Raw genomic sequence first — 11,902 nt, forward strand, 5'->3', positions numbered from 1 at the left:
GCCCTTCATGGACACCTTCGCACTGGTCGCGACCGTAGGCGTCGCGCTCTTCTTCACGTACACCAACGGCTTCCACGACTCGGCGAACGCGATCGCCACATCGGTCTCGACGCGGGCGCTGACCCCGCGCGCGGCGCTCGCGATGGCCGCTGTGATGAACCTCGCAGGTGCCTTCCTGGGGTCCGGCGTCGCCAAGACCGTCAGTGAGGGCCTGATCGAGACGCCCCAAGGGTCGAAGGGGATGGGCATCCTCTTCGCGGCACTGGTCGGCGCGATCACGTGGAACCTCATCACCTGGTACTTCGGGCTGCCGTCGTCGTCCTCCCACGCGCTGTTCGGCGGCATGGTGGGCGCCGCGCTCGCGGGCGGGACGACGGTGTACTGGAGCGGGGTGCTGGAGAAGGTCGTCATCCCCATGTTCGTCTCGCCGATCGTCGGCCTGGGCGTCGGTTACCTGGTCATGACGGCGATCCTGTGGATCTTCCGGAAGGCCAACCCCCACAAGGCCAAGAGGGGCTTCCGCATAGCCCAGACCGTGTCAGCGGCCGGCATGGCGCTCGGGCATGGTCTGCAGGACGCCCAGAAGACGATGGGCATCGTGGTGATGGCGCTGGTCATCGCCGATGTCGAGACGTACGGCGACCCGATCCCGGTGTGGGTCAAGATCGTGTGCGCCGTGATGCTGTCGCTCGGCACCTACGCGGGCGGTTGGCGGATCATGCGGACGCTCGGACGGAAGATCATCGAGCTGGACCCGCCGCAGGGATTCGCGGCGGAGACGACCGGTGCGTCGATCATGTTCACCACGGCGTTCCTGTTCAAGGCTCCGATCTCCACGACCCATGTCATCACCTCGGCGATCATGGGCGTGGGCGCGACCAAGCGGGTCAACGCCGTGCGGTGGGGTGTGGCGAAGAACATCGTCCTCGGGTGGTTCATCACCATGCCGGCGGCGGCGATCGTGGCCGCGGTGTCCTTCTGGATCGTGAACGTGCTGTTCCTGTAGCAGTCGCCGGTACGAGACGGGCCCGCCCCCCGGGAGCCAGGGGGCGGGCCCTTTTTCTGCCTCGCGGTGGCACCGCCATGCAGCACCGCGAGGGGTCTGGCGCCGGGTCGGCTCAGCCGAAGCGGCAGGTCGGCTCAGCCGAAGCGGCCGGAGATGTAGTCCTCCGTGGCCTGGACCGACGGGTTGGAGAAGATGCGCTCCGTGTCGTCGATCTCGATGAGCTTGCCGGGCTGGCCGACGGCGGCGAGGTTGAAGAACGCCGTGCGGTCCGAGACACGCGCCGCCTGCTGCATGTTGTGCGTCACGATGACGATCGTGAAGCGCTCCTTCAGCTCACCGATCAGGTCCTCGATGGCGAGGGTGGAGATCGGGTCCAGGGCGGAGCAGGGCTCGTCCATCAGCAGCACGTTCGGCTCGACCGCGATCGCGCGGGCGATGCACAGGCGCTGCTGCTGACCGCCGGACAGGCCGGACCCCGGCTTGTTCAGGCGGTCCTTCACCTCGTTCCAGAGGTTCGCGCCCTTGAGTGACCGCTCGACGATGTCGCCCAGCTCGCTCTTCTTGTAGTTGCCGTTCAGGCGCAGGCCCGCCGCCACGTTGTCGTAGATCGACATCGTGGGGAACGGGTTCGGGCGCTGGAAGACCATGCCGACCTCGCGGCGTACGGACACCGGGTCGATGCCGGCGCCGTAGAGGTCCTCGTCGTCGAGGAGCACCTTGCCCTCGACGCGGCCGCCCGAGGTGACCTCGTGCATACGGTTGAGCGTGCGCAGGAACGTCGACTTGCCGCAGCCGGAGGGGCCGATGAAGGCCGTCACCGAGCGGGGCTCGACGGTCATCGAGATGTCCTCGATCGCCTTGTGGGAGCCGTAGTAGGCGGTGAGTCCGCTTACGTCGATTCGCTTGGCCATGTTTACGTCACTTCCAGAAATTCAGATCGGTCGCTGAATGGCCGCGTCAGCGACCGGTCTTCGGGGCCTTCCAGCGGGCGATGCCGCGGGCCACCATGTTGAGGATCATCACGAAGGCGATCAGCGTGAGGGACGCCGCCCAGGCACGGTCGTACGCCGCCGTCGAACCCGCGCTCTGCGCGTACTGCTGGTAGATGTACAGCGGCAGCGACGCCTGCGCACCCTCGAAGGGGTTGGCGTTGATGAACGGGTTGCCGAAGACGAGCAGCAGGACGGGCGCGGTCTCACCGGCGATACGGGCGATCGACAGCATGATGCCGGTGGTGATGCCGCCGATGGAGGTCGGCAGGACCACCTTCAGGATCGTGCGCCACTTCGGGACGCCCAGCGCGAGGGACGCCTCGCGCAGCTCGTTGGGTACGAGCTTGAGCATCTCCTCAGTGGAGCGGACCACGACGGGCATCATCAGGATCGCCAGGGCGAGGGAGCCGGCGAAGCCGAAGGGCTGCATGTCGAACATCAGCATGATGCTGAGGATGAACAGACCCGCGACGATCGACGGGATGCCGGTCATCACGTCGACGAAGAACGTGACGGCCCGGGCGAGGTTGCCGCGCCCGTACTCCACCAGGTAGATCGCCGTGAGCACGCCGATCGGGGCGCCCATCAGGGTGGCGAGGCCGACCTGCTCCAGGGTGCCGAGGATGGCGTGGTAGATGCCGCCGCCCGTCTCGGAGTCGGCGACCACACCCATGGAGTGGGTCAGGAAGTAGACGTCGAGGACCTTCACACCGCGCTGGACGGTGGTCCAGAGCAGGGAGACCAGCGGGACGACGGCGAGCAGGAAGGCGACCCAGACGAGGGCGGTCGCGATGCGGTCCTTCGCCTGGCGGCGGCCCTCGACACGCGCGGCGATGCCGTACGTGCCGAGGACGAAGATGATCCCGGCGATCAGGGCCCACTGGACGCTGCTGTGCAGCCCGGCCGCGGCGCTGATGCCGAGGCCGAGGGCGATCGAACCGGCGGCGATGGCCCAGGGGGACCACTTCGGCAGGCTGGCGCCGCGCAGGGTGCTGGGGCGCTTGTCGGCGACAAGTGCGTTGCTCATGCGTTGGCCCCCGAGTACTCCTTGCGGCGGGCGATGATCGCGCGGGCCGCGCCGTTGACCAGCAGGGTGATGACGAACAGGACCAGACCGGACGCGATCAGTGCGTCCCGGCCGAACGGCGTCGCCTCATTGAACTTGCTGGCGATGTTCTGGGCGAAGGTGCCGCCGCCCGGGTCGAGCAGGCTGGACTGGATGATGAAGCTCGGGGAGAGCACGGTGGCGACGGCCATCGTCTCGCCGAGCGCGCGGCCGAGGCCGAGCATCGACGCGGAGATCACACCGGAGCGGCCGAAGGGCAGGACCGCCATGCGGACCACTTCCCAACGGGTGGCGCCGAGGGCGAGGGCCGCCTCCTCGTGCATCTGCGGGACCTGGCGGAAGACCTCGCGGCTGACGTTGGTGATGATCGGCAGGATCATGATCGCCAGCAGGATGCCCACGGTGAGCATCGAGCGCGCGGGACCCTCTTCCCACGAGAAGACGCCGGTCCAGCCGAGGTAGTCGTTCAGCCAGCCGAACAGGCCGTTCATGTGCGGTACGAGGATCAGCGCGCCCCAGAGGCCATACACGATGGACGGCACCGCGGCGAGCAGGTCGATCACGTAGGCGATGGGACCGCTCAGCTTGCGCGGGGCGTAGTGCGTGAGGAAGAGCGCGATGGCGACGGCGATCGGGACCGCGATCACCATGGCGATGATCGAGGACACGACCGTGCCGAACGCCAGGACGGCGATGCCGAAGACCGGCGGGACGGCGCCGGTGTTCCACTCGAACGTCGTCAGGAAGTTGCCCTCGTCCTTGCTGATGGCGAGGGAGGCCCGGTAGGTGAGGAAGACCGCGATCGCGGCCATGATCACCAGCAGCAGAATGCCCGACCCGCGGGTGAGACCGAGGAAGATCCGGTCACCGGGTCGGGTGGCGCCGCGTGCCGCGCGTTTCTGCTCGGTGTCGGACAGCTGCGGGGGTGGGGGAGGGGACTGTGGTTTCTGTGTCGATATGTCCATCGGGTTCTCCGGTCTGCGGAGTCGCTCGTCTCGAGCGGCTCGGGCGGGGCCGGAACATGAGTGCGGCCCCTGGCGGCGGTGCACCGGACGGTGCGGTCCGATCCCGTTGCCGGGATCGGACCACACCTTCAGATCAGCTCAGGCCCTCGATGGCGGTGCGGACCTTGGCGTTGATTTCGGCGGGGATGGGGGCGTAGTTGATGCCGGAGAGGACACCCTGGCCGTCCTCGCTGGCGATGTAGCGCAGGAACGCCTTCGTCGCGGGCAGCGTGTCGGCCTTGTTGCCCTTGTCGCAGACGATCTCGTAGGTGACCAGGGTGATCGGGTAGGCGCCGTCGGCCTTGGTCGTGTAGTTCAGCTTCAGCGACAGGTCGCTGCCGGTGCCGACGACCTTGGCGTCCGCGATGGCCTTGGTGGCACCGTCGGAGGAGGCCGCGACCGGGGCGGAGGCGCCCGTGTCGATGGCGACCGTGGACAGACCGTCCTTGGCGTACGACAGCTCCATGTAGCCGATCGCGCCGTTGGTCTGCTTCACGCCCTGGGCGACACCGGAGGAGCCGGACGCGGACTGGCCGCCGGGGGCGGTCCAGGCCTTGCCGCCCTCGTACTTCCAGTTGTCCGGGGTGGTGGCGATCAGGTACTTGGTGAAGTTGTCCGTGGTGCCGGACTCGTCCGAGCGGTGGAACGCCTGGATCTTCAGGTCGGGCAGCTTCGCCTTGGGGTTCAGCTTCGCGATCTGCGGGTCGTTCCACTTCTTGATCTGGCCGCTGAAGATCTTGGCGATCGTCGGGGCGTCCAGGACCAGGTTGTCGACACCGTCCAGCTTGTACGCGACGGCGATCGGGCCACCGACCATCGGCAGGTCGATGCCCTGACCGCCCTTGCAGATGCTCTTGGAGGCCTTGACCTCTTCGGGCTTCAGCGCGGAGTCCGAACCGGCGAAGGCGACCTGACCCTGGGTGAACGCGGTGACGCCGGCCCCGGAGCCGCCGCCCTTGTAGTTGATCTGGACGCCGTTACAGGCCTGCGTGAAGGCCTTGACCCAGGCGTCGATCGCGTTCTTCTGCGCGGACGAGCCGTCCGCGAGCAGCTGGCCCTTGGCGTCGTCGCACTTGATGTTGCCGGCGGGGGCGGAGGCCGCGGCGCTGCCGCCGCTGCTCTTGCCGCCGGTGTCGTCGGAACCGCACGCCGTGAGGGCCAGGGCGCCGGAGACGGCGAGAGCACCGAGGGAGAGGGCCCGCCGGTTCATGCGCTGAAGCTTCACTTGAGGGAGATCCTTCCAGGAGCCGCCGTCCTGAATTCGGCGGCGTGCGAGAAAGTCTGTGTTGTGCGGACGCGTCCTGAGGGGTGCGGTCCGCACCGCGTAAGGCCGAAATTAGGCAGATCAGATGAAGGCGCCGAAGGCCGTAAATGAACGGGGGGTGAACCCCTGTAGACGGTGTGGTTAGGTCACGGAACGCTTACGTCGAGGACACGGCGCGATCCCGGGACTATGTCAGGTGCAGTTGGTGCAGCAGCTCGTCCACGAGGGTGCGGTCCCTCGGCTGGGTGAGTCTGGCCCGCGCCGCCATCGGCGGCAGCCACAGGATGCGGTCCACCTCGCTGTCCGGGGAGAACTCGCCTTCCAGGGCCTCGGCCGCCCAGTACCGGACCTGCTTCGGTCGGCCGTTCGCGACGTAGTGGACGGTTCGTAGCTCCGCTCCGGGCGCAGCCCGGTAACCAGTCTCCTCCCCCACCTCCCGCAGCGCCCCCGCAAGAGGATCCTCACCCCGCTTCAGCTTGCCCTTGGGGTGCGACCAGTCGTCGTATTTCGGCCGGTGGACGAGGCAGACCTCCAGCTCGCCGTCGACCGGGGAGCGGCGCCACAGGACGCAGCCGGCCGCCCGCACGGTGGGGTCGTTCGTGTGGATCACCGGGGTTCACCGCCTTTGTGGGGATCGGTGTTGCCTTGAGATCGGTGCTTCCGTCGGATCGGTGACTTCTTCAGCGCTGTTCTTCGGACGGGCTTCTTCGGACGGGCTTCTTCGGACGGGCTTCCTCGGGCGGACTTCGTCAGACGGATCTTCTTCAGACGGGGCTTCTTCAGCTGGTGCGGACCGCGTTGTTCTCCCAGGCACGTTGGAACGCGAATCTCGCCGCCTCCACCTCGTGCCGCTGGTCCGCGTGGAGCACGCCCAGCGCGTACGCCGTCGCCGGGGCGATACGCGGGGTCCGGGCGGCCTGCGCCGCGGCGGCCGCCGCCTCCGAGGCGTCCCGGTGGCGGTTGAGGGCCTGGCCCGCGGCCAGCAGACGTACGTCCATGGTGGAGTTGCCGCGGCGCAGGACCTCCAGGGCGTAGCGGTGCAGGCGCAGCAGCAGGCGGACCTGGTGCCAGGGCGCGTCCTGTGGATGCGGGGCGGGGTCCGGCGACAGGCCGTGGATCAGGGCCTCCGCGTTGTAGGGGTGGCCGGCGGTCACCAGGGGCAGGGCGGTGACCGCGTCGGTGAGGCGTTCCTGCGCGGCCCTGGCGAGCGGGCGCAGGTCGGCGGGGGTGGCGGCGGCGGTCAGGGGGACCTCGCTGGCCAGTAAGGCGACCTTGTCGGCGACCGCGTGGAACCGGCTGGAGCCCAGCGCCTGCAGGGCGGTGGAGTGGGCCCGGGTCCGGGCGAGGGTGAGCTGGCGCTCCAGCAGGGCGCCCGCCTTGGCGGCGCCCACGGTGAGGTTGCCGCGTTCGGGGGTGGCCGGCGCGCTGGGGGGACCGGCGGTTTCCGGGGCTGCCGTGCCCACCCGCCCCCGGGAGCGCTCGACGCGCTCCGCTTCGGGGGCCGCCCCCCGCGTCCCGGCGGAACGACTGCCCAGGGCCACTCCGTTCGCGCGGCTCTTCTCGACCGCGCCGGCGGGGCTCGCGGCGCGACGCCCCGCAGCCCCGTCCGTCCGGGCCGGCAGCACGCCCGCCCCCGACAGCCGGTGCAGGGCCAGCAGCAGGCGCTCCAGACGGGCCTCGCAGGCGTGCTCCAGGGCCAGAGTGCCCGAGAGCCAGGCCAGCTCGGGACGCATCTCCTCCGACCATTCGGCATCCAGCAGAGGGCGGAAGGTGTGCAGGCTGGCGCTGATACGACGGGCCGAGCGGCGCAGGGCGAGCGCCGCGTCGGCGGCCCCCTCCGCGCCGCTCGCGCCCCCGGTCTCCCGGTGCAGCCGCAGCGCGCGGAGGAACTCCGTGGCCTGTGCCCGGAGGTAGCCCGCGAGGGCGTCCCCGGTCACCGGCCCCGTCGTGGGGTCCGTCGGGTCAAGGTGTTGCTGTGCCACGCCGGCGCCTCCGGGCGTCTATGAGCATCTCCTGGACGTTGCGCAGGGGCTGGCCGTCCGCGTCGGTCGCGTGCCGGGTCCACTCGCCGTCCGGCCCCAGGTGCCAGGACGCCGTGCCGTCGGACATGCCGGTCTCCAGCAACCGGTTGAGGGCCGCCCGGTGAGCCGGGTCGGTGACCCGCACCAGGGCCTCTATACGGCGGTCGAGGTTGCGGTGCATCATGTCGGCGCTTCCGATCCACACCTCGGGCTCACCGCCGTTGCCGAAGCCGAAGACGCGGGAGTGCTCCAGGAAGCGGCCGAGGATGGACCGTACGCGCATGTTCTCGGACAGACCGGGGACACCGGGGCGCAGCGCGCAGATGCCGCGCACCCAGACGTCCACCGGCACGCCCGCCTGGGACGCGCGGTACAGGGCGTCGATGAGCGCCTCGTCGACCATCGAGTTGACCTTGATGCGGACGAACGCGGGACGTCCGGCACGGTGGTGCTGGACCTCCTTGTCGATCCGGGCGATCAGGCCGTCACGCAGCGACTTGGGGGCGACCAGCAGCCGGCGGTAGGTCTCCCGGCGCGAGTAGCCGGAGAGGCGGTTGAACAGGTCCGAGAGGTCCGCGCCGACCTGCGGGTCCGCCGTCAGCAGGCCCAGGTCCTCGTAGAGGCGGGCCGTCTTCGGGTGGTAGTTGCCGGTGCCGACGTGGCTGTAGCGCCGTAGCGTCTCGCCCTCCTGGCGCACCACGAGGGACAGCTTGCAGTGGGTCTTCAGGCCGACGAGGCCGTAGACGACGTGGCAGCCGGCCTCCTCCAGCTTGCGCGCCCACTTGATGTTGGCGTGCTCGTCGAAGCGGGCCTTGATCTCGACCAGAACGAGGACCTGCTTGCCCGACTCGGCCGCGTCGATGAGGGCGTCGACTATGGGGGAGTCGCCGGAGGTCCGGTACAGGGTCTGCTTGATCGCGAGGACGTCCGGGTCGCCGGCCGCCTGCTCCAGGAACGCCTGCACCGACGTCGAGAACGAGTCGTACGGGTGGTGCAGGAGCACGTCCCGGGTGCGCAGCGCGGCGAAGATGTCCGGCGCGGACGCCGACTCCACCTCGGCGAGGTCACGGTGGGTGCCGGCGACGAACTTGGTGTACTTCAGCTCCGGCCGGTCCAGGGAGGCGATACGGAAGAGACCCGTGAGGTCCAGCGGACCCGGCAGCGGGTACACCTCCGCCTCGCTGATCTTCAGTTCCCGCACCAGCAGGTCGAGGACCTCGCGGTCGATCGACTCCTCCACCTCCAGGCGCACCGGGGGCCCGAAGCGGCGCCGCATGAGCTCCTTCTCCAGCGCCTGGAGCAGGTTCTCCGCGTCGTCCTCCTCGACCTCGAGGTCCTCGTTGCGGGTGAGCCGGAAGGCGTGGTGCTCGAGCACCTCCATCCCCGGGAACAGCTCCTCCAGGTGGGCGCCGATGACGTCCTCGACGGGGACGAAGCGGCCGGGGGAGCTCTCCAGGAAGCGCGACAGCAGCGGCGGCACCTTGACGCGCGCGAAGTGCGTGTGGCCGGTGACGGGGTTCTTCACGCGGACCGCGAGGTTGAGCGAGAGACCCGAGATGTACGGGAAGGGGTGCGCGGGGTCGACGGCCAGCGGGGTGAGGACCGGGAAGATCTGGTGCCGGAAGAGCGTGAAGAGGCGGGCCTGCTCCTTCTCGGTCAGCTCGCTCCAGCGGACCAGGTGGATGCCCTCCTCCGCGAGCGCGGGGGCGATGTCCTCGTGGTAGCAGGCGGCGTGCCGGGCCATCAGCTCACGGGAGCGGGCCCAGATCATCTCCAGCACCTGGTTCGGCTGCAGGCCGGAGGCGGACCGGGTGGCGACGCCGGTGGCGATACGGCGCTTCAGACCGGCCACCCGGACCATGAAGAACTCGTCCAGGTTGCTGGCGAAGATCGCGAGGAAGTTCGCTCGTTCGAGGAGGGGGGTGTTGGGGTCCTCGGCGAGTTCGAGGACGCGCTCGTTGAACGCCAGCCAGCTTCGCTCCCGGTCGAGGAAACGACCCTGCGGCAGCTGGAGCCCCTCGTGCTGCCGCTCCTCGTACGCGTCGAGGTCGGCGTCGATGTCGGGTTCCAGGTCGGAGACCGCGGCCGAGACGGTGTGCGGACGGTGCGCGGCGATGGAGCCCACGGAGGGCTGTGCGTGCTGGACCTCTGCCCGGGTGTTCTGCTGGCTCATGGACCCATTCTTCCGCGCCAGCAGCGAGACGGGCGCGTCGGAACGTGCGGGCGGGAGCGCGGCGGTTCCGTCGGGGCGCTTCCCCTCCGGGGGCGGCGAGGGCTCGGGCACGGCGGGGTTCATTGGCTGAGCGTCGCAAGCCCGTCTGAACCGGCGGTTACGGAGACATGGCGTTCGGGATATCGGGGGACGGCTCACCGGGGTCCACGCGCGCGTGGAGGGGGCTGTGAGCGCGCGTGGAGCGGTCTTCCGGGCGTGCCTCCCGGGGCAGCGCTCGCCGGGGCTGCCGCAGGGGCGCGTACGTCCCTCCCCCCTGAGGGACGTACGCGGGTTCGGGCGCCCGGGGTCAGGCCGTGCAGCGACGCAGGAGGGCGAAGGCGGCGACGGCGGCCACTGTGGCGACGACCAGGACGATGCCCGTCTCCGCGAGGTGCAGGGGCCAGAAGGTTCGGGGCGCTTGCCGAGAGCCAGGGCGAGCGCCACGCGCCTGCGCTGGCCGCCGGCGCGAGCGCCACGCGCGTGCGCTGGCCGCCGGAGAGCGAGCGGACGCGGCTCTTCGGGGCGAGGTCGCCCGCGGAGACGATCCGGTCGGCGGTGGCCGCGTCCCAGCGCCCGGGGTTGAGCTCGGCGCCCATGCGCAGCGTCTCGGCGACCGTGAGCTGCGGGTAGAGCGGCTTGTCCTGGGCGACGTAGCCCACGCGCGGGCGAGCCGCCGCCGGGGTCGTGCCGAGGACGGTGACCGTGCCCTCGGTGGGCGCCAGCAGACCCGTGGCCAGGGCGAGGAGCGTGGACTTGCCCGCTCCGTTCGGGCCGACGATCGCGCAGACCCGGCCGACGGGGACGCGGAACGTGCAGTCGCGCAGCGCCTGCTTCCCGCGGCGGCCGAAGCGTTTGCCGAGGGCGGTCGCCTCCAGGGCCGTGTCGGCGGCCCGGCGGTCGGCCAGGCCGGCCAGGCCGGTGGGCGTGTCGGTCATGCGGGGTCCCCCTGGGAGTGCGTTTCGGGAACGGTGAAGCGTTCGTCGAGTACGGCAGTGAAGAGTGCGGCCACGTCGTCCCGGTCCAGCCCGGCCTCGCGGGCACGCGACGCCCACTCTTCGAGCTCGGCCCGCAGGGGCGAGTCGGCGGGGGCGGTGCTCAGCGAACCCCGCACGAAGGTGCCGAGCCCCCTGCGCGCCTCGACCAGCCCCTCCCGCTCCAGTTCGCGGTACGCCTTCAGCACGGTGTTCGGGTTGATGGCGGTGGCCTCGACGACCTCGCGGGCGGTGGGAAGCTTGTCGCCGGGTTCCAGCAGGCCCAGGCGCAGGGCCTGCTTGGTCTGCTGGACGATCTGGACGTAGGCGGCCACGCCGCTGTGCCGGTCGATGCGGTACTCGACCATCGACAACCCCCCTTTCACTAATTGAGTAGTGAAAGGGGGGCAAGAGGTGCGGGCATGTCAAGAAAAACTCTTCGCGGATCCGTGAACCGATCGGCGGGGCTCGTCCGATGAGGGGTTGTGAGCGCAACGACGAGAAGTGACGGGGAGCTGCTGCGGTCCGTCGCGGCGGACGGGGACCGTCACGCCTTCGAGGAGCTGTACCGGCGGTATGCGCCGTGGCTGACCGCACGCATGCGCAGCCGCTGTTCGGACGCCGGAGTGGTCGACGACGTCGTCCAGGAGACGTTCCTCGCGGTGTGGCGCGGCACCGCTCGCTACCACGAGGAGGGCGATGTGGCCGGGTGGCTGTGGCGCATCGGATCGCGGCGCCTGATCGACGCCCTGCGTGGCGACGGCGCGCGCGGCCGGCTGCGGCAGGCCCTGGCGCGACTGCGCCACCGGGACGAGGCGTCCGCGGAGGAACGCGTGCTCGCGGGGGTGGAGCACGGAGATCTCGCGGGCGCCCTCATAAGGCTCTCGCCGGAGCTGCGGGCCGTCCTCCAGGCGACGGTCATCGACGGGCTCACCACCCGGGAGGCAGCCGTCCTGCTCGGTATTCCCCCCGGCACGGTCAAGACGCGGGCCCAGCGTGCCCGCAAGCAACTGCGAGAGGCGCTGGCATGACATGGCATGTGGCTGAAGACGACCTGCGCGCCTATGTCCAGGGTGAGTTGGCGCCGCCGATGCTCTGGTCGGCCGACACGCATCTCAGTGCGTGCGCCGAGTGCCGGGCCCGGCTCGCGGCTGTCGGCGACCCCGCCGCGCTGGACGCCGGCTGGGAGCGGCTCGACGCCGAGCTGGACGCGCCGCGGCCCGGACTGCTGGAGGGGCTGCTGGTGCGGCTCGGGGGGGGGGGGGGGGGCGCGGGGGTGGGGGGCCCCGCACCGGGGCTGCGCCGCCCCCTTGCGCTTGTGGGTGTGTTCTTTCTCGCCACCCCCCCGCTTGCGGTGTGCGCCTTT

At 70.3% G+C, this 11,902-nt stretch carries 11 protein-coding genes and 1 pseudogene; 3 read left to right on the forward strand and 9 right to left on the reverse strand.

Features of this window, described 5'->3' with window-relative positions; genetic code table 11:
* The first annotated feature begins 7 nt into the window (after positions 1 to 7).
* A complete protein-coding gene (locus tag AC067M_RS09695; protein ID WP_478696464.1) occupies positions 8 to 1,006 on the forward strand; it encodes an inorganic phosphate transporter in 999 nt (332 codons plus the stop codon).
* A 134-nt stretch (positions 1,007 to 1,140) separates the two neighbouring features.
* On the opposite strand, the gene pstB is transcribed toward AC067M_RS09695, so the two are convergent.
* From pstB to AC067M_RS09740, 9 genes are all read right to left on the reverse strand, one after another.
* Positions 1,141 to 1,917, reverse strand: a complete 777-nt coding sequence (gene pstB / locus AC067M_RS09700; RefSeq protein ID WP_478696465.1) for a phosphate ABC transporter ATP-binding protein PstB — start codon at positions 1,915 to 1,917, stop codon at positions 1,141 to 1,143.
* A 46-nt stretch (positions 1,918 to 1,963) separates the two neighbouring features.
* Positions 1,964 to 3,025 carry a phosphate ABC transporter permease PstA gene (pstA, locus tag AC067M_RS09705; RefSeq protein WP_478696466.1) on the reverse strand — a complete coding sequence of 354 codons (1,062 nt, stop codon included), beginning with the start codon at positions 3,023 to 3,025 and terminating at the stop codon, positions 1,964 to 1,966.
* Positions 3,022 to 4,029 (reverse strand): phosphate ABC transporter permease subunit PstC, encoded by a 1,008-nt coding sequence (gene pstC, locus AC067M_RS09710; RefSeq protein WP_478696467.1) that lies wholly within the window; start codon positions 4,027 to 4,029, stop codon positions 3,022 to 3,024. Before pstC ends, pstA begins: the two co-directional genes overlap by 4 nt.
* A 133-nt stretch (positions 4,030 to 4,162) precedes the next feature.
* Positions 4,163 to 5,293: a phosphate ABC transporter substrate-binding protein PstS gene (gene pstS, locus AC067M_RS09715; protein WP_478696468.1), complete on the reverse strand. Its 1,131-nt coding sequence runs from the start codon at positions 5,291 to 5,293 to the stop codon at positions 4,163 to 4,165.
* A gap of 226 nt (positions 5,294 to 5,519) precedes the next feature.
* Entirely contained in the window at positions 5,520 to 5,942 is a 423-nt protein-coding gene (locus AC067M_RS09720; RefSeq protein ID WP_478696469.1) for an NUDIX hydrolase, read from the reverse strand.
* A 169-nt stretch (positions 5,943 to 6,111) separates the two neighbouring features.
* The gene (locus AC067M_RS09725; protein WP_478696470.1) at positions 6,112 to 7,314 is read right to left on the reverse strand and encodes a CHAD domain-containing protein; all 1,203 of its coding nucleotides are present in this window, start codon (positions 7,312 to 7,314) and stop codon (positions 6,112 to 6,114) included.
* Complete coding sequence (locus tag AC067M_RS09730) at positions 7,295 to 9,649, reverse strand: RNA degradosome polyphosphate kinase (RefSeq protein WP_478696471.1); 2,355 nt, start codon at positions 9,647 to 9,649, stop codon at positions 7,295 to 7,297. The genes AC067M_RS09725 and AC067M_RS09730 overlap by 20 nt, the downstream gene beginning before the upstream one ends.
* A gap of 71 nt (positions 9,650 to 9,720) precedes the next feature.
* On the reverse strand, positions 9,721 to 10,500 hold the full coding sequence (locus AC067M_RS09735; protein WP_478696472.1) for an ATP-binding cassette domain-containing protein: 780 nt from the start codon (positions 10,498 to 10,500) through the stop codon (positions 9,721 to 9,723).
* Positions 10,497 to 10,904 (reverse strand): GntR family transcriptional regulator, encoded by a 408-nt coding sequence (locus AC067M_RS09740; protein ID WP_478696473.1) that lies wholly within the window; start codon positions 10,902 to 10,904, stop codon positions 10,497 to 10,499. The genes AC067M_RS09735 and AC067M_RS09740 overlap by 4 nt, the downstream gene beginning before the upstream one ends.
* A gap of 117 nt (positions 10,905 to 11,021) precedes the next feature.
* Here AC067M_RS09740 and AC067M_RS09745 point away from each other — a divergent pair, with 117 nt between their 5' ends.
* Positions 11,022 to 11,567: an RNA polymerase sigma factor gene (locus AC067M_RS09745; RefSeq protein WP_478696474.1), complete on the forward strand. Its 546-nt coding sequence runs from the start codon at positions 11,022 to 11,024 to the stop codon at positions 11,565 to 11,567.
* Positions 11,564 to 11,902: pseudogene (locus tag AC067M_RS09750) on the forward strand (zf-HC2 domain-containing protein); the annotation flags it as partial. The gene AC067M_RS09745 and the pseudogene AC067M_RS09750, both read left to right, overlap by 4 nt.

This window comes from Streptomyces sp. NPDC043427, from assembly GCF_056436655.1.